Below are 17,901 nucleotides of genomic sequence, written 5' to 3' on the forward strand. Positions count from 1 at the left end.
CGGATTCTGATCCGTTCTGTTACTTCCGTTTAACTTCTTCCATGACGAACGCTTCGATGACATCGTCTACTTTGATATCGTCGTAACGCTCAATCTTGATCCCACACTCGTAACCGGCAGCAACTTCTTTGACATCGTCTTTGAAGCGGCGTAACGTATCGAGTTTTCCTTCGTAGATGACGATGCTGTCACGGACAACACGGACACCTGCTGAACGAGTCAGCTTACCTTCAGTGACATAACCACCGGCAATTGTTCCGACTTTCGAGACTTTGATGACGTCACGAACTTCCGCTTGACCGATAATTTTCTCAACGAATTCAGGATCAAGGAGACCTTTCATCGCTTGTTCGATTTCTTCAATCGCGTTATAGATGATCTTGTGGAGACGAATCTCAACCTTCTCTTGGTCTGCCATTGACTTGGCGTTACCATCCGGACGGACGTTAAAGCCGATGATGATGGCGTTAGCTGCTGAAGCCAAGATGACATCACCTTCTGTGATCGCACCGACACCCGAGTGAACGATGTTGATTTTAGCACCTTCGACATCAATTTTCTTGAGTGAACCGGCAAGGGCTTCGACAGAACCTTGAACGTCACCTTTGATGATGATGTTGAGGTCTTTGACTTCGCCTTCTTTGATGCGGTCGAAGAGATCTTCTAAGCTGACTTTCGCTGAATCACGACGTTGCGCTTCGATTTCACGTTGGTAACGTGCTTCACCGATTTGACGTGCTTTTTTCTCGTCTTCAAACGCAAAGAATTGATCGCCCGCTTTTGGCACATCGTTTAATCCTGTGATTTCGATTGGTGTCGACGGACCGACTTCTTTGACACGACGACCGATATCGTTGACCATCGCCCGGATCCGACCGAATGTGTGACCGACGACGATTGGATCGCCGACACGAAGTGTTCCGTGTTGGACGAGCAATGTCGCGACCGGTCCACGTCCTTTGTCGAGTTTCGCTTCGATGACCGTTCCGCGTCCGTGCATGTCAGGTGTTGATTTGTATTCTTGAACTTCTGAGACAAGCAGAATCATCTCAAGCAACTCATCGATTCCGTCGCCTTTTAGTGCTGAAACAGGTACGAAGATCGTGTCGCCGCCCCAGTCTTCAGCTACGAGTTCGAACTCCGTCAATTCTTGTTTGACACGGTCCGGATTTGCGCCTTCTTTATCCATCTTGTTGACAGCAACGATGATGGGAACTCCGGCTGCCTTCGCATGACTGATGGCTTCTTCCGTCTGCGGCATGACACCGTCATCTGCTGCGACGACGATGATGGCGATGTCGGTGACATCTGCCCCACGTGCCCGCATTGTTGTAAAGGCGGCGTGACCTGGTGTATCGAGGAACGTGATTTTCTTTCCTTCGATTTCAACTTGGTACGCACCGATGTGCTGCGTGATTCCGCCGGCTTCGCCTGCTGTGACTTTTGTGTTTCGGATCGAGTCAAGCAATGTCGTTTTACCGTGGTCAACGTGTCCCATGATCGTAACGACCGGTGGACGTTCTGACAATTCGTAGTTATCGAGGTTCAGTTCATATGCATCAAAGTCTGTTTCATCGACTTTAACTGTTTTCTCGACTTCGAATCCGAAGTCAGATGCAAGCAATTCAACCGTCTCATCATCGAGATCTTGGTTGATTGTCGCCATGACACCCATTCCCATCAATTTCATGATGAGTTCGTTTGGTTTTTTGTCCATTTTTTCAGCGAGTTCGCCGACCGTCAAGTTATCCGCGTATTGAACGACGTTCGCCATCGCTTCTTCTTGCGCACGACGTGCCGCTTTTCGTTGACTTGATTTTGAATTTGGATCTGCTACTTCTAATTTGCGTGGTTCTGCTTTTTTCTGTGGACGACGTTTGCCGCCACGGTTGTTGCGGTTGCCGAATTCTGGACGTCCGCCTTTTGTATTACGTGATTGGTTCCCTGCTGGTTTGTTAGATGTTCCTGGTCTGTTCGGTTTATTATCTGATTTCACTTGTTTTGGAGCCTCCGTTTTTTGGACCCGATATTTCTCGGGATTAAATACTTTGTCGAGTTGCTGTACTGTCTGTTCATCTAAAACCGCCATATGGTTCTTGACCGGTTTTTCCAGTTTTTCGAGCTGGGCGATGACCTGCTTACTCGTTACGTTCTGTTCTTTCGCGAATTCGTATACACGTTTACCCAAAAGATCCACCTCCAGTTAATCGTTCGAGAGGAGTTCCGTTAGCTTTTTCGCAAATCCGGCTTCATTGACTGACACGACAACACGCGCGTCTTTCCCAAGTGCATGTCCAAGAATGTTTCGATCTCCGACTTCAATGTACGGAACACGATAACTTGTACATTTATCCGTCACTTTCTTACGCGTGGCAGCCCCCGCATCTGCTGCTAAGAGGACGAGTTTGGCTTGTCCCCCCCGTACTTCTTTCAGTACGAGTTCTTCTCCAGTCGTCACTTTCCGCGCTCGGTTCGCGAGACCAAGGAGCGATTCCCATTTACTCATGTGTACCTCCCGCGATCGCAAGCAATTGATCGTATAATGCATCTGTCGTCTTGACTTTCAGATGATGATCGAGTGTGCGTTTCTTTTTTGCTGTCGCAATGACAGTGGCATCTTTCGTCAAATAGGCGCCTCGCCCATTCATTTTACCATTAAGATCGACGACAACCTCACTGTCAGGTGTCCGGACGACCCGAATTAAGTCTTTTTTAGGACGCATTTCTTGTGTGATGACACATTTACGTAATGGTACCTTCTTTTGCACGAATTATTCCTCGCCTTCGACTTGGACCGCTTCCATGTCAACTGCTTCTGAAGCCGGCTCGACTTTCAAGAACACATCCTTGAGTTCCATCGATTCCGCTTCCGATTCGCTCTTGATGTCAATTTTCCATCCTGTCAATTTCGCTGCAAGACGGGCATTTTGACCACGTTTCCCGATCGCGAGTGACAATTGGAAGTCCGGTACGACAACGATTGTTGCTTTCGCCGGCTCATTGACATAGACGGCAACGACTTGTGCCGGGCTCAGAGCGTTGGCAACATACTCTTTTGGATCATCCGAATACCGGACGATATCGATTTTTTCCCCGTTCAACTCGTTGACGATCCGTTGGACACGTGCGCCCTTTTGACCGACACATGCGCCGACCGGATCGATTTCGTCAGAAGCCACTGCGATTTTCGAACGATCACCAGCTTCACGTGCCACTGATTTCACTTCGACTTCGCCGCTTGCGATTTCCGGTACTTCGATTTCAAACAGACGTTTTAACAAGCCTGGATGCGTCCGCGAGACAAGAATCGATGCGCCTGACCCTTTGACCATCGGATCCACTTTCGTGACGTACACTTTAATGTATTCACGAATCCCGAAGCGTTCGTTCGGCATCTGTTCGTGCGTCGTCAAAACAGCCTCGATACCTTCGAGATTGACGTACAGATTGCGGGCATCTTGACGTTCGACCATCCCCGTCATGATCTCATCTTCACGATCGGCGAAATGATTGTAGATCCGTTCGCGCTCGGCTTCACGCATCTTTTGCGTCACGATTTGTTTGGCCGTCTGCGCTGCAACCCGTCCAAAATCACCCGGTGTGACTTCAACCTTGTGGAAATCGCCCAGTTCATACGTCGGGTCGATTTCGTGCGCTTCTTCGAGTGAAAGCTGTTCTTCCGGTTGTGTTAACCGTTCGACGACTTCTTTGAGCGCAAAGACACGGATGTCTCCGGTCTTCTGGTCGAACTCGACCTTCACTGCCTCCGACTCTTTTCCAAAATTGCGACGGTAAGCGGAAATCAATGCCTGTTCTAGCGCATCGATGATGATATTTTTATCGATCTCTTTTTCTTTTGCGATTTGTTCGATTGCTTCAAGTAACTGTGGTCCCATCGTTCTCTTCCTTTCCTTAGAACACTACCGCAAGCCGCGCCATCGCGATCTTGTTCACCGGTATTTCAATTTTCAATTTGCGTGTCTTCACACGGACTTCGAGTTCAAGCATTTCCTCGGAATACGAAAGTAAGGTTCCTTCGAATTCTACTGCATCCTTGACCGGATCATGGGTCTTGATGTAGACATGTTTCCCAATCGCCTTCTCGAAATCCTCGGTTTTTTTAAGCGGTCGTTCGGCACCTGGGCTGGCAACATCCAAATAGTAGGGTTCGTCGATCGGATCGTCTTGATTCAACGCTTCCGACAACTTTTCATTGATGTTGACACAGTCTTCCAGGTCAACGCCACCTTCCTTATCGATGGAGACACGTAGGAACCAATCCGCCCCCTCTTTGACGAATTCGACGTCGACAAGCTCCATCCCCTCTCGTTCTACGATCGGTTTTGCGAGCAGTTCGACCTTCTCAGTTACGTTCGTCATCTTCATCCTCCTTCAAAAAACAAACAAGAAAGGAGCAGGTCCCCCTACTCCTTCCAAGTCGTAGTATAAAAAACATTTCCTCACTCAATATAGCATAATGAACCGGTGTAAGCAAGTATCCGCAAGGCTTTAGAGGTCAAATAACGAGAGTTGGTTTTCATCCGGAAGACCTTCTAGACAACCGAGATTATCGAGTGTTTCAATAATTGTTTTTGACAATTTAGCGCGTTTTTGCAAATCTTCTTTTGACAAGAACTCGCCCCCTTTTCGGGCTTCGACAATCTGTTTTGCTGCGTTGGTCCCAAGACCGGTCACAGCATCAAACGGCGGTAACAATGTGTCGCCGTCAATCAGAAACTCGGACGCGCTTGATTTATAAAGATCCACTTTATTGAACGTAAAGCCGCGTTCAATCATTTCGAGTGCGATTTCAAGAACGGTATAAAGTCCTTTGTCTTTCGCTGTCGCTTCGAATCCCTTGTCCTTGATGTCTTGTAAGACTTTCCGGACGGCAGCCGACCCTTTGTTCATTGCGCCGATATCGAAATCACCGGCCCGGACCGTGAAGTATGACGCGTAATAGTACATCGGATGATGCACTTTGTAGTAGGCAATCCGTACAGCCATCAGAACGTATGCCGCGGCGTGGGCTTTCGGGAACATGTACTTGATTTTTTTGCATGAGTCGATGTACCAGAGCGGCACATGGTTTTCAATCATCGCTTCTTCCATCTCAATCGAAAGTCCTTTTCCTTTTCGGACCGACTCCATGATTTTAAAGGCAAGCGACGGTTCAAGACCCGCATAAATCAAGTAGACCATGATATCATCCCGGCATCCGATGACGTCTTTCAGTTCACACGTTCCGTTGTAGATCAATTCACTGGCATTTCCGAGCCAAACGTCCGTCCCGTGGGACAGACCGGAAATCTGGACGAGCTCTGAGAACGTCGTCGGTTTCGTTTCTTCCAGCATCTGACGGACAAACTTTGTCCCGAACTCCGGAATCCCGAGTGTTCCGGTTTTCGAGTCAATCTGTTCCGGCGTCACCCCAATCGATTCCGTCGAGCTAAAGATCTTCATGACTTCCGCATCATCGACGGGAATCGTTTTCGGATCGCGTCCGGATAAATCCTGTAACATACGGATCATCGTCGGATCATCATGTCCGAGGATATCGAGCTTCAGCAGATTATCGTGAATCGAGTGGAAGTCAAAGTGAGTCGTTTTCCACTCGGAGCCCATGTCGTCCGCCGGAAACTGAATCGGACTGATGTCATAGATGTCCATGTAATCCGGCACAACGATGATTCCGCCCGGGTGTTGCCCCGTCGTCCGTTTGACGCCGGTCACACCACTGACCAGCCGGTCTACTTCGGCATTCCGGTAATTAAGATCATTTTCAGACTGGTACCCTTTGACGTAACCATACGCCGTTTTTTCAGCAATCGTACCGATCGTGCCCGCCCGGTAGACATAGTCGTCCCCGAACAAGACTTTCGTATAGGCGTGGGCTTTAGGTTGGTATTCCCCACTGAAGTTCAAGTCGATATCCGGTACTTTATCCCCTTTGAAACCAAGGAATGTTTCGAACGGGATATCATGTCCGTCTTTAATTAACGGGACATCACATGTTTTACATGATTTATCCGGTAAATCGAATCCGGAACCCACCGACCCGTCATCAAAGAATTCCGATTCTTTACAATTCGGACAGACATAGTGCGGCGGCAACGGATTCACTTCCGTGATTTCTGTCATCGTCGCCACGAGACTGGAACCGACGGAACCACGGGAACCGACGAGATATCCGTCATCAAGTGATTTTTTAACGAGTTTATGCGAAATCAAATAGATGACGGCAAATCCGTGACCGATGATCGATTTCAACTCTTTTTCAAGACGTGCTTCGACGATTTCCGGTAACACATCCCCGTAAATCTGATGTGCCATATCATAAGACAGTGACCGGACTTCCTCGTCGGCCCCTTCGATTTTCGGCGTAAACAAATCCTTTGGAATGATATCGATATTTTCAAACCAGTCGGCCACTTGTTGGCTGTTCGTAATGACAAGCCGTTCTGACAGATCCGGTCCTAAAAACTTAAAGTCATGCATCATTTCCTGCGTCGTCCGGAAATGGGCCGGCGGCAATTGTTTTCGCATGTTCAACATGTTGGCGCCGCCTTGCGTCCGAATCAGTACTTCCCGGTAGGTCGCATCATGTTGATCGAGGTAATGGACGTTTCCTGTCGCAACCGGCAAGATGTCATTTTCTTCAGCCACGCGAATGACTTTTTTAATCAGTTCCCGCAGTTCCAACTCATTTTGAACGATTTCCCGTTCGATCAGATGACCATACATGGCAGGAGGCTGGATTTCGATAAAATCGTAAAAACGCATGACCTTCGCCAAGTCTTCATCTGATTTATTGAGTGCCGCATCAAACACTTCACCGTTGTCACAAGCCGAACCGATCAGAAGACCGTCTCGGTGTGCCACAAGTTGCGAGCGTGGTGTCCGAACGACACGATGAACGTGTTTCGTATGCGCAAGTGAAATCAAGCGGTACAGGTTTTTAAGTCCGGTCCGATTTTTCGCATAAACCGTCGCATGGTATGGACGGGCCCGCGAAATATCTTTCCCCATTTCCCGGTTGAGCGAAAGATGGGTTTTCATGTTAAACATCTCATCCGCCATTTGGAGTAACTTGAGCATCAAGTATCCGGTCGCTTCCGCATCATAAATCGCCCGGTGATGCTGGGTCAATTCGATATCAAACCGTTTCGCAAGTGTATTCAGCCGGTGATTTTTAAGACTTGGCATCAGGACACGTGCGAGCTCCAACGTATCAATGACGGGTAACAGTGACTCGTCGTGACCGCCGGACCGTAACGTCGCATTCAAGAACCCGATATCAAATGAGGCATTGTGGGCAACAAGGATCGAATCTCCCGCCCAGTCCATGAACTCTTTAACGACTTGCTCCGGATCCGGTTTCCCTCGTACCATCTCATCCGTGATGCCGGTCAAATCGATTGTCGTCGCTGATAACAAATGTTTCGGATCCGCAAACGCTTCAAACTTGTCGATGACATCCCCATCGTAAATTTTGACTGCCGCGAGCTCAATGATTTTGTTATACATCGCAGACAATCCGGTTGTCTCGACGTCAAACACGACGAACGTTGCTTTCTCTAACTCCTGATCGACCGGATGATACGCGACTTGCACCCCGTCATTGACGACGTTCGCTTCAATGCCGTACAAAATCTTGATATCGTTTTTCTTTCCGGCATAATACGCATCCGGGAAGCTTTGCGCCCCGGCATGATCTGTGATGGCAACTGCCGGGTGTCCCCATGCTGCCGCACGTTCGACGTATTTCGTCACGTTCATGACCGCATCCATCTGACTCATTTGGGAATGGGCATGCAATTCGACACGCTTCTCGCCCGCCCATGGATCGGCCGGCAACTCCATCTTGACTTCAGATAATTGCGCGATCATCATGCATAAATCGCGTAGGAATGTATCAAACTCAACCCGACCTGCGACTTGAATCCACATGCCTTTTTTTATCGCCGACAAGATTTTGACATCGGTTTCATCCCGCGCAAACATTTTGACGACCAAAGAATCGGTATAGTCCGTCAGTTTGAACGTAAAGATCGTTTTTCCGCTCCGCAGTTCGCGGCTCTCAGCTGAAAAGACGAGACCACGGATCGCAATCCGGCGTTCTTCGTCTTGAATCGTCTTAATCGGGACGACTTCATCTTGAATCGGTTTTCCGATTCGAATATCGACCGGTCCCTCATCGTCGTCGCGTGATTGTTCCCGCTTGAATTGAAGTTCGAGCATCCGTTTCGCTTCTTCAATATCTTCTTGTTTCACTTGATTGCGTAACGCTTCTTGCGTTGTCTGATCCATTTGGACGACTGGTTCACAATTGAATTTTGGAAAACCATATGCGCCGTACAAGAGTTGCATTTCGCCGCATAGATCATTTTTGAGAAAGCCGGCTTCCGGCTCACTTCGAACAGGGATAAATAATTTATGGTCGCGATACTCCGGCAAGACACGGCTGAGATGATTCCGCATCGCGGATGAGGCATCCGCCAAGTCTTCGACGATATAGGGCCAGTAATCAATAAACAGTTTTGCATCCGGGCGTCCCTCCGATTCCAGATACAATTTGACTTCCGCAAATTGTTGGTAACGGCTTTTGAGACGGCTGTAAAACATCTGATAGACGTTTTGGGGTAAGACTTGTGCAATCCGGATATGGAAGGTCCACGTCGCGGTTGCTTTTTGAACACGTAATTTTTCGAGCGAGGCATCGGTAAAATATTCTTCGACGATCCCCGTCGGTAATTCCAAATCGCTCATTAAGAGCGCCATGCGTTGTTGTGTATCCACTCGCATTTGTGCTGTCGTTATCGCTTCACACCGTGACAGCCACTCCTCCTCCTCTTGCAGATTGCCCAAGGGGCGAATGGGTGTGAGACAAGAAAACAGTCACTTTACGAAAAGTGACCGTTCCCATAGTTCATTCTAAACCTTCATAAAGCGAACGAACAGCCTCAAGAAGATTTGTTTGTGCAATCTCTTCTGCCTCGCCGCCGCGACGGGCTTTGAGTTCAACGATTCCTTCCGGTGCTTTTTTACCGACATTGATTCGGACAGGTAAGCCGATTAAGTCTGCATCAGCAAATTTCACACCCGCTCGTTCTTTTCGATCATCAAACAATACGCTAAATCCAGCGTCCGTCAGTTCTTGATAAACGGTTTCTGCGACTTGCATCTGATCGGCATTTTTTCCGTTGACGGCAATCAAATGAACATCAAACGGTGCAATGGCTTTTGGCCAGATGATCCCACGCTCATCGTAATGTTGCTCGACGACGGCAGATAACGTCCGCGAAACACCAATGCCGTAACAACCCATGATCAACGGTTGCGCCTTTCCGCCTTCATCAAGGAACGTTGCGTTCATACCTTCTGAGTAACGTGTGCCGAGTTTGAAGACTTGTCCGACTTCAATCCCGCGGGCAAATTTGACGTGTCCTGCACCGTCCGGTGACACATCACCTTCTTCGACAAACCGTAAATCCGTATATTCCGCTTCGAAATCACGGCTTGGATCAACATGAACGTAATGCGTTTCCGACTTGTTCGCACCGCAAACAGCATTCGTCAACGCCCGAACGGCATAGTCCGCAACGATTTTCATCTCTGCTCCGATCGGTCCGAGTGTACCAGGTGTCGAATGAAGAGCCTGTTCGATTTCTTCATCGGATGCCATCGTGATGTCCAGTGCACCAAGATAGTTCTTCAGCTTGATGTCATTGACTTCATGATCTCCCCGGACAAGCGCCATGACGAGACCTTGTTCCGTCTTGAAGATGACCGTTTTGATTGATTCAACAGCAGGCAGTCCTAAGACTTCACTGACCGCTTCAATCGTCTTCGCCTCACCTGTATGCACTTCTTCGAGCGCTTCCGGTGTTTGATTTTGTTTCGTGTAGGAATCAACCGATTCCGCCATTTCCAGGTTCGCCGCGTAATCCGACTGGTCCGAGTAGACGATTGTATCTTCTCCGATTGCAGCTAACGCGTGGAATTCGTGTGTCCCGCTTCCACCGATCGCACCGGAGTCGGCGACGACCGGACGGAATTCGAGTCCTACACGGGTAAAGATTTTCGTATAGGCATCAAACATATTTTGATATTCGTCCTCGAGGCTTTCTTGTGTCGCATGGAACGAATACGCATCTTTCATGATGAATTCGCGTCCGCGGAGTAATCCGAAACGCGGGCGTCGCTCATCACGGTACTTCATTTGAATTTGGAACAAGTTAACAGGGAGCTTTTTATAAGAGTTCAACTCATCACGAACAATCGATGTGATCAATTCTTCATGAGTAGCACCAAGCGCAAACCGGCGGTCGTGACGATCGGTCAGACGCATCAATTCTGGACCGTAGATGTCCCAACGCCCTGTCTCTTCCCATAGTTCAGCCGGCTGAATCGCTGGCATCAACAGTTCCTGCGCTCCAGCCGCTTCCATTTCCTGACGCACAATCGTCTCGATTTTGCCGAGGACACGTTTGGCTAACGGCAGGTAAGAATAGATTCCGGCAGCATTTTGACGCATGAAGCCTGCCCGTAACAACAGTTGGTGGCTGACGGCTTCTGCATCAGATGGTACTTCACGCAAAGTTGGCATAAATAGTTTGGATTGTTTCATTTGAGTCGTGAACCCCTTTGACTAATAATTTAAAAGAATTTCTGGATATCGTTCCATGTGACGACTAACATCAAGAGCATCAAAAGCGCAAATCCAACAAAGTGGACCAATCCTTCTTTTTGCGGATCAACTGGTTTTCCACGCAACGCTTCAAGGAAGAGGAACAACAATCGTCCACCATCAAGAGCCGGTAGCGGCAATAAGTTAAATACCGCCAAGTTGACCGAAAGCAACGCTGTCCATGTCAACAACATCGAAAAACCACTGTCTGCGACTTGATCGGTCATTTTGACGATACCGACCGGACCAGACAATTGATCAACACCGACGACGCCTGTCACAAGATCGCCGACAGCACCGACGATCAGCGTTGACATCCGCCATGTTTCAGAAACACCGGTATGCAGAGCCGTTCCGAATGATTTTTCGGTCTCATTCGTGACGCCGATGATGCCGACCTTTTGATCCCCTTGTTGCTGGACCTTTGGTGTGATCGCCGTTGTGTTCTCTTGCCCGTCCCGTTCGTAGACGACGGTTGTTTCTTTGCCGGCCTGATCTTGGAATCCGGCACGCAAGTCCGTCCATTTCTCCGTCTGATCACCATTGACGGAAACGATCCGGTCTCCTTCGACGAGACCCGCCTGATCGGCAGGTGAACCTTTTTGAACCGTTCCGATTACGCTGTCGCCGGTTGGTGAACCGTTGTATAAAGCAAGTCCAAACAAGATGACGAACGCGAGGACAAAGTTCATCGCCGGACCCGCCGCAATCGCTAAGACCCGCTTAAAGACCGATTTCGATCCGAACGTCCGGTCATACGGAGCAATTTGTGTTTCCGTTTGTCCTTCGACCAGAAATGCCGTCTTTGAGACCGGATAACGGGTCGAGACCTCATCTTGTAAAGCGACTACTTCTAGCTTATGCAACAAGTCGATGCTTTCAACCGTGACGACTTGATCCGTCTTCGGGTGTGCCGGGTCCAAATACATCTTTTGGATGACCCCGTCTTGAAGTGCCAAACCAATCGTTTGACCGGGTTTGACTTCAACAAATTCAGGTTCTTCTCCGGCCATCTTGACATAACCGCCGATTGGTAGAAGACGAACCGTATACAGTGTCTCGTTTTTAAAAAAAGAAAAGATTTTTGGACCAAACCCGATGGCAAACTCACGGCAAAGAATTCCCGCGCGTTTCGCCATTACGAGATGACCCCATTCATGTACGGCAACTAGTACACCGAACATCAATACGATTGATATAAAGGTCGTCATTGCTATCCCATCCTTAGTTAGCGAGTGAGAGTGACGCGACAAACGCACGTGCCCATCGGTCCGCCGTAAGGATTTGTTCAAGAGACGGATCTTCGACGTTTTCGTGTGCTTGAAGGGCCGCCTCGACGCTCGCTTCAATTTCTAAAAAGCTGATTTCCCCTTTTAAAAAGCGGTCCACGGCTTGTTCGTTCGCAGCATTCAGCACGGAAGGCATCGAACCACCGGCACGTCCTGCCTCAAACGCAAGACGGAGCAGTGGATACCGTTCAAAGGAAGCTTCCGCAAAATTCAGGCGTCCGATTTGTTTTAAGTTTAACCGTTCTCCCCCTTGAATTTCAAGGCGGGACGGATATGTAAGGGCATATTGAATCGGTTCACGCATATCCGGCATTCCCAGTTGCGCCATGACCGCTCCGTCATTAAATTCGACCATCGAATGAATGATCGATTCGCGGTGGATGACGACATCAATTTCATCATACGTGACATCAAACAACCAGTGGGCCTCGATCACTTCGAATCCTTTGTTCATCATCGTTGCCGAATCAATCGTAATCTTTGCGCCCATCGACCAGTTTGGATGATCGAGTGCTTGTTCGACGGTTACGTTCGCCAACTCTTCCCGCGTCTGATCCCGGAAACTCCCGCCTGATGCCGTCAAAATAATTTGCCGGACGTCCTGACGGCGTTCCCCGTTCAAACACTGGAAAATGGCCGCATGTTCACTATCTACCGGAAGAATCATGACGCCTTTTTCACGTGCTTTTTTCATCACGAGGTGTCCTGCCGTCACGAGCGTTTCTTTATTGGCCAACCCGATTGTTTTTCCGGCTTCAATCGCTGCAAGCGTCGGACGCAGTCCCACTGCCCCGACAACTGCCGTGATCACGATGTCGGCTGCTTCTGCCGTCGCGACCGCAATTAATCCCGCTTCTCCAACAAGAATCGTCGGCGTATAGTCGAGAACCGCTTCCAACTCGCTCTTGACCGTTTCATCTAACACGGCAACGAGATCCGGACGCAAACGATTCAACCACGGTAACGCAACTTGTACGTTTTTACCAAATGCAAAGCTGACCAATTGAAAACGATCAGGGTTTGCTGAAATGACATCCAATGTTTGTGTTCCGATCGAACCGGTTCCACCAATAATACTGACATGTTTCATCGTTTTTCCCCCTTAGCCGAATATACCGAGTACGATCAGTACGGTAAAGACGATGATCATACTGTCGAATCGATCGAGAATGCCACCATGTCCCGGTAGCAACGCACCAGAATCTTTTACGCCGTAGTGACGTTTGTACGCTGATTGGACCAAATCGCCCAACTGACCGACTACGGCAACAATCATTGCCAACAAGACGACTTGTCCCAAACCGACTGTCGGATGAATCCATTCAAACACAAGTCCGAGCACGATGGCGAGTACGACTCCACCAATTGCCCCTTCTACTGTTTTGTTTGGACTGATCGCAGGCCACAACTTTGTTTTGCCGAGACTTTTCCCGATAAAATAGGCACCTGAATCCGTAAACCAAATCAGCAGAATGATCAGCAACGAAAAGACCAGTCCGTCTTCAAGCAGGCGGATATACGTAAACGACGCAAATCCGACGCCTACATAAACAGAGGTTAACAAGAGAAACGCCACATCATCAAACGTGAAGACATTTTTCGAAAAAACCGTCCAAAATAAAGCAATTAATACAATCAGCATGCCCCAAGCAAGCGGTGTTAAACCAAGTGAGAGGGTCTGTGCACTCGCCTGTTCATAAATGCCGATGAACGGGAGCAATGTGCCCACTCCGAATAAGAGGACAGGAATCGTCTTAAACGACAGTTGCCTCATTTTGATTAATTCCGTATAACCGATCACAGTTAAAACTGCCATAAATGCCAGGAATGGGAGGCCGCCTAAATACAGTAATCCTAAAAAGATCGCACCTGCCCATATTCCGGTAATAATTCGTGTTTTCATAAGCAATATCCTCGTTTAGTCAGACTCCGCCAAAGCGACGTGTCCGTTGATTGTAATCTTCGATCGCCGCCAGGAACTGATCGCGCCGAAACTCCGGCCACAAGACGTCTGTAAAGTAAAATTCCGCGTACGCTGCCTGCCACAACAAGAAGTTCGACAGCCGTTGCTCACCGCTCGTCCGAATGACTAAGTCGACATCCGTCATCGAACCGGTCATCAATTCTTGTTCGATGACTTCGTTCGTGATCATCTCAGGGAGCAACACACCGCTCTGCACCTTTTCGGCAATTTTCTGCATGACTTGAACGATTTCGTCCCGTCCGCCATAGTTCAAGGCAAAAATCAATCGTAATCCCGTGTTGCCTGCCGTATCTTCTTTGGCTTGCTGGACGGCTTCTCGTGTGTAGATCGGTAAACGGGAAACTTCGCCCGCTACTTCGACCTTCACATTCCGTTCCTTCAGATCTTTTAGATCGGACTCTAAAAATTGTGCCGGTAACTTCATCAAGAAACTGACTTCTTCTTCAGGACGTGTCCAATTCTCGGTTGAGAAGGCGTATAACGTCAAACTTTTGACACCTAATTCATTCGCGGTCCGGACGACTTCTCGAACGGATTTCATTCCTTCACGATGACCCATGATGCGGGGAAGGCCTCGTTTTTTAGCCCAACGTCCGTTTCCATCCATAATGATTGCAATATGTTCAGGCACTTGTTGTCCAATCACTTCTTTAGTCTGGTTTAACCATTGAAACATTTACTTCTTCCTCCCCTCGTTTAGTTTAAGAAGAAAGGGACTCTTCGTGTGACAAAGAGTCCCCAACATGACGACGTATTGCGTCATACTTCCATGATTTCTTGTTCTTTATCTGTTGCCGTTTGATCCAGCAATTTAACGAACTTATCCGTTAACGTCTGAACGTCTTCTGTGTAACCACGAAGATCATCTTCCGTCAACGCTCCGTCTTTTTCTTGTTTCTTCAATTGTTCATTTGTATCACGACGGATGTTCCGAAGAGCAACTTTTCCTTCTTCCGTGTACTTTTTGACAAGTTTCACGAGTTCTTTCCGACGATCTTCTGTCAGTGGTGGAATCGCAAGACGAATCACCGTTCCGTCTGATGAAGGAGCGAGCCCTAAATCAGCGCGTTGAATCGCTTTTTCGATTTCCGTTACCATGGATTTATCCCACGGCGTGATCAAAATCAAGCGGGCTTCCGGTGTATTGACGTTCGCCACCTGGTTCAGTGGTGTCGGTGAACCGTAATATTCCACTTGGACCGGATCAAGAATCGCTACGTTGGCACGACCCGCACGTAACGTCGCGAGTTCTTTTTTAAGTGACAGATGCGCTTTCTCCATCCGTTCTTCTGCTTGTTTCATGATTGCTTGTGACATATTATTTCCCCCTTACGAGTGTCCCGATTTCATCACCGATGACGACCCGTTTAATGTTTCCTTCTTCCATTAACGAGAAGACGATGAGCGGGATATCATTATCCATACAAAGCGATGTCGCTGTCGAATCCATGACTTGAAGGCCATCTTTTAAAACATCCAGATAAGATAACGTTTCGAACTTCTTCGCTTCTGGATCGAGATTCGGATCAGCAGAATAGACACCGTCGACGTTGTTTTTCGCCATCAAGATGACTTCCGCCTCGATTTCAGCTGCCCGAAGTGCTGCCGTCGTGTCTGTTGAGAAATAAGGATTCCCTGTTCCGGCGGCAAAGATGACAACACGTCCTTTTTCAAGATGACGCATTGCCCGACGACGGATGTACGGTTCAGCAACTTGTCGCATTTCAATCGACGTCTGGACGCGTGTCTCAACACCGACCGACTCCAAACTATCTTGTAAAGCGAGCGAGTTCATGACGGTTGCAAGCATCCCCATATAATCGGCATTGGCCCGGTCCATTCCAAGCTCTGCTCCTGTTTTACCGCGCCAGATGTTTCCTGCACCTACGACAACAGCGACTTCAACGTTCAATTCAACCAATTCTTTAATCTGATTGGAAATTGAATTGACAATTCCAGGATGGATTCCGAACCCTTGATCTCCTGCGAGCGCTTCTCCGCTCAATTTTAACACAATCCGGTTATATTTCGGTTGCATGACTATGTCCCCCTTGCTAAATTCCGTAAAAAAGGAACACGACCCACTTCCACACGAAAGTGGATTGAAGCATACGTGTTCCTTCTTTTGTCATCAGGAAATCCTGATTCTTATTTTTTAAGTTGATTCATAACTTCTTCAGCGAAGTTTTCTTCACGTTTTTCCATACCTTCTCCAACTTCGAAGCGTACGAATGAAACGATTTTTCCGCCTTTTGATTCCACGTATTTACCGACTTTGAAGTCTGGATCTTTAACAAACGTCTGATCGACGAGGCAGATCTCTTCGTAGAATTTGTTCATGCGACCAGCAATCATTTTTTCAACGATGTTGGCAGGTTTGCCTTCGTTTAATGCTTGCTCTGTCAAGACTTTTTCTTCACGTGCTTTTTCTTCTTCTGTGACAGAAGAACGGTCCACGTAAAGTGGGCGTGCTGCAGCGATGTGCATTGAAACGTCTTTTGCGACAGCTTCGTCTGTTGTTCCTTCGATGACGACAACAGAACCGATCCGTCCACCCATGTGGAGGTAAGAACCAAATGCTGCGTTGTCTTCTTTAGCGAAGAGAGCTACACGACGGAGTGAAATTTTCTCTCCGATTGTTGATGCTTCTTCAGAAATGTATGTGTCGATTGTTTTTCCTGCTTCGTATTCAGAAGCAAGTGCTGCTTCAGCCGTTTCAGAACCATTGCGGAGTACTGCGTCTGCAATGTTTTGAACGAGTGATTGGAAACGTTCGTTTTTCGCAACGAAGTCTGTTTCTGAGTTGATTTCAACGAGTGCTGCTTTGTTTCCGTCAACTGCGACAGCTGTCAAACCTTCTGCTGCAATACGATCGCCTTTTGCTGCTGCTTTCGCGATTCCTTTTTCACGCAAGAAATCGATTGCTGCGTTCATGTCCCCGTCTGCTTCGACGAGTGCTTTTTTGCAGTCAAGCATCCCTGCACCAGTTTTTTCACGAAGTTCTTTTACCATAGCTGCTGTAATAGCCATTCGATATTCCTCCTTATAACGTCCTTATTTTCAAAAAAAAGGTGATAAAAGGTCAATTCCCTTTATCACCTGGCATCACGAATTACTCAGCGTCTGCTACTACTTCTTCAGTAGTTTCAGGTGCTACGTTATCTTCGCCTTGTTTAACTTCGAGGATTGCGTCAGCCATTTTACCAGTAAGCAATTTGACTGCACGGATCGCATCGTCGTTTGCTGGGATGACGTAGTCGATTTCGTCTGGATCACAGTTTGTATCAACGATCGCAACGATTGGGATGTTGAGTTTGTGTGCTTCTGCAATCGCGATACGCTCTTTGCGTGGGTCAACGATGAAGAGTGCATCTGGAACGCCTGGCATATCTTTGATACCGCCAAGGAATTTCTCAAGACGAGTCATTTCTTTTTTAAGAATGATGACTTCTTTTTTAGGAAGAACTTCGAATGTACCGTTCTCTTCCATTTTTTCGAGTTGTTTTAAACGGTTAATCCGTTTTTTGATTGTTGAGAAGTTCGTGAGTGTTCCACCCAACCAACGTTCGTTGATGAAGTATTGACCCGCACGGATCGCTTCTTCTTTCACAGTGTCTTGAGCTTGTTTTTTCGTACCAACGAAAAGAACGTTTCCGCCTTCAGACGCTACTTCACGGATGAAGTTGTAAGCTTCGTCTACTTTTTTAACCGTTTTTTGTAGGTCAATGATGTAGATTCCGTTACGTTCTGTGAAGATGTATTTTGCCATTTTTGGGTTCCAACGGCGTGTTTGGTGACCGAAGTGTACACCAGCTTCTAACAATTGTTTCATCGAGATTACTGCCATGATGAATTCCTCCTTTTGGGTTTTGGATGTCCTCCGCGATGATCGTTGTTCCAGCTAACCTATTAAAGGCACCGCAGCCGGCGATACATGC

15 protein-coding genes are annotated in these 17,901 nt (G+C 48.0%); all 15 read right to left on the bottom strand.

Annotated elements, in window-relative coordinates:
* Nucleotides 1-19: 19 nt before the first annotated feature.
* Nucleotides 20-2,188 carry a translation initiation factor IF-2 gene (gene infB, locus D3D03_RS06290; protein ID WP_119923173.1) on the bottom strand — a complete coding sequence of 723 codons (2,169 nt, stop codon included), beginning with the start codon at nt 2,186-2,188 and terminating at the stop codon, nt 20-22.
* 15 nt (nt 2,189-2,203) lie between these two features.
* Nucleotides 2,204-2,506 carry a YlxQ family RNA-binding protein gene (locus D3D03_RS06295; protein ID WP_012370708.1) on the bottom strand — a complete coding sequence of 101 codons (303 nt, stop codon included), beginning with the start codon at nt 2,504-2,506 and terminating at the stop codon, nt 2,204-2,206.
* A complete protein-coding gene (gene rnpM, locus D3D03_RS06300) occupies nt 2,499-2,768 on the bottom strand; it encodes an RNase P modulator RnpM (protein ID WP_026832666.1) in 270 nt (89 codons plus the stop codon). The genes D3D03_RS06295 and rnpM overlap by 8 nt, the downstream gene beginning before the upstream one ends.
* Nucleotides 2,769-2,771: 3 nt before the next feature.
* Entirely contained in the window at nt 2,772-3,896 is a 1,125-nt protein-coding gene (gene nusA / locus D3D03_RS06305; protein ID WP_026832665.1) for a transcription termination factor NusA, read from the bottom strand.
* Between the two features lie 16 nt (nt 3,897-3,912).
* A complete protein-coding gene (gene rimP / locus D3D03_RS06310; protein ID WP_026832664.1) occupies nt 3,913-4,380 on the bottom strand; it encodes a ribosome maturation factor RimP in 468 nt (155 codons plus the stop codon).
* Nucleotides 4,381-4,509: 129 nt separating this feature from the next.
* A complete protein-coding gene (locus D3D03_RS06315) occupies nt 4,510-8,805 on the bottom strand; it encodes a PolC-type DNA polymerase III (RefSeq protein WP_199700006.1) in 4,296 nt (1,431 codons plus the stop codon).
* Between the two features lie 124 nt (nt 8,806-8,929).
* The gene (locus tag D3D03_RS06320; protein ID WP_119923174.1) at nt 8,930-10,630 is read right to left on the bottom strand and encodes a proline--tRNA ligase; all 1,701 of its coding nucleotides are present in this window, start codon (nt 10,628-10,630) and stop codon (nt 8,930-8,932) included.
* 29 nt (nt 10,631-10,659) lie between these two features.
* The gene (rseP, locus tag D3D03_RS06325; RefSeq protein ID WP_119923175.1) at nt 10,660-11,901 is read right to left on the bottom strand and encodes an RIP metalloprotease RseP; all 1,242 of its coding nucleotides are present in this window, start codon (nt 11,899-11,901) and stop codon (nt 10,660-10,662) included.
* A gap of 13 nt (nt 11,902-11,914) precedes the next feature.
* A complete protein-coding gene (locus D3D03_RS06330; protein ID WP_026832660.1) occupies nt 11,915-13,069 on the bottom strand; it encodes a 1-deoxy-D-xylulose-5-phosphate reductoisomerase in 1,155 nt (384 codons plus the stop codon).
* A gap of 12 nt (nt 13,070-13,081) precedes the next feature.
* Nucleotides 13,082-13,882, bottom strand: coding sequence for a phosphatidate cytidylyltransferase (locus D3D03_RS06335; RefSeq protein ID WP_119923176.1), 801 nt, complete (start codon nt 13,880-13,882; stop codon nt 13,082-13,084).
* Between the two features lie 19 nt (nt 13,883-13,901).
* Nucleotides 13,902-14,639, bottom strand: a complete 738-nt coding sequence (locus D3D03_RS06340) for an undecaprenyl pyrophosphate synthase (protein ID WP_026832658.1) — start codon at nt 14,637-14,639, stop codon at nt 13,902-13,904.
* Nucleotides 14,640-14,722: 83 nt separating this feature from the next.
* On the bottom strand, nt 14,723-15,280 hold the full coding sequence (frr, locus tag D3D03_RS06345) for a ribosome recycling factor (protein ID WP_014970659.1): 558 nt from the start codon (nt 15,278-15,280) through the stop codon (nt 14,723-14,725).
* A gap of 1 nt (nt 15,281) precedes the next feature.
* Nucleotides 15,282-16,001 (bottom strand): UMP kinase, encoded by a 720-nt coding sequence (gene pyrH / locus D3D03_RS06350; RefSeq protein ID WP_026832657.1) that lies wholly within the window; start codon nt 15,999-16,001, stop codon nt 15,282-15,284.
* Between the two features lie 110 nt (nt 16,002-16,111).
* Nucleotides 16,112-16,993, bottom strand: coding sequence for a translation elongation factor Ts (tsf, locus tag D3D03_RS06355; RefSeq protein WP_026832656.1), 882 nt, complete (start codon nt 16,991-16,993; stop codon nt 16,112-16,114).
* Nucleotides 16,994-17,075: 82 nt separating this feature from the next.
* The gene (gene rpsB / locus D3D03_RS06360; protein WP_012370721.1) at nt 17,076-17,810 is read right to left on the bottom strand and encodes a 30S ribosomal protein S2; all 735 of its coding nucleotides are present in this window, start codon (nt 17,808-17,810) and stop codon (nt 17,076-17,078) included.
* Nucleotides 17,811-17,901: the final 91 nt, after the last annotated feature.

The organism is Exiguobacterium sp. RIT452 (genome assembly GCF_003598705.1).
Taxonomy (GTDB): domain Bacteria; phylum Bacillota; class Bacilli; order Exiguobacteriales; family Exiguobacteriaceae; genus Exiguobacterium_A; species Exiguobacterium_A undae.

Coding starts and splice junctions, on each gene's coding strand:
- D3D03_RS06335 (WP_119923176.1), bottom strand. CDS start 13,882: ATGAAAACACGAATTATTACCGGAATATGGGCAGGTGCGATCTTTTTA.
- D3D03_RS06295 (WP_012370708.1), bottom strand. CDS start 2,506: ATGAGTAAATGGGAATCGCTCCTTGGTCTCGCGAACCGAGCGCGGAAA.
- rseP (WP_119923175.1), bottom strand. CDS start 11,901: ATGACGACCTTTATATCAATCGTATTGATGTTCGGTGTACTAGTTGCC.
- D3D03_RS06330 (WP_026832660.1), bottom strand. CDS start 13,069: ATGAAACATGTCAGTATTATTGGTGGAACCGGTTCGATCGGAACACAA.
- tsf (WP_026832656.1), bottom strand. CDS start 16,993: ATGGCTATTACAGCAGCTATGGTAAAAGAACTTCGTGAAAAAACTGGT.
- nusA (WP_026832665.1), bottom strand. CDS start 3,896: ATGGGACCACAGTTACTTGAAGCAATCGAACAAATCGCAAAAGAAAAA.
- D3D03_RS06320 (WP_119923174.1), bottom strand. CDS start 10,630: ATGAAACAATCCAAACTATTTATGCCAACTTTGCGTGAAGTACCATCT.
- frr (WP_014970659.1), bottom strand. CDS start 15,280: ATGTCACAAGCAATCATGAAACAAGCAGAAGAACGGATGGAGAAAGCG.
- rimP (WP_026832664.1), bottom strand. CDS start 4,380: ATGACGAACGTAACTGAGAAGGTCGAACTGCTCGCAAAACCGATCGTA.
- rpsB (WP_012370721.1), bottom strand. CDS start 17,810: ATGGCAGTAATCTCGATGAAACAATTGTTAGAAGCTGGTGTACACTTC.
- D3D03_RS06340 (WP_026832658.1), bottom strand. CDS start 14,639: ATGTTTCAATGGTTAAACCAGACTAAAGAAGTGATTGGACAACAAGTG.
- pyrH (WP_026832657.1), bottom strand. CDS start 16,001: ATGCAACCGAAATATAACCGGATTGTGTTAAAATTGAGCGGAGAAGCG.
- D3D03_RS06315 (WP_199700006.1), bottom strand. CDS start 8,805: ATGCGAGTGGATACACAACAACGCATGGCGCTCTTAATGAGCGATTTG.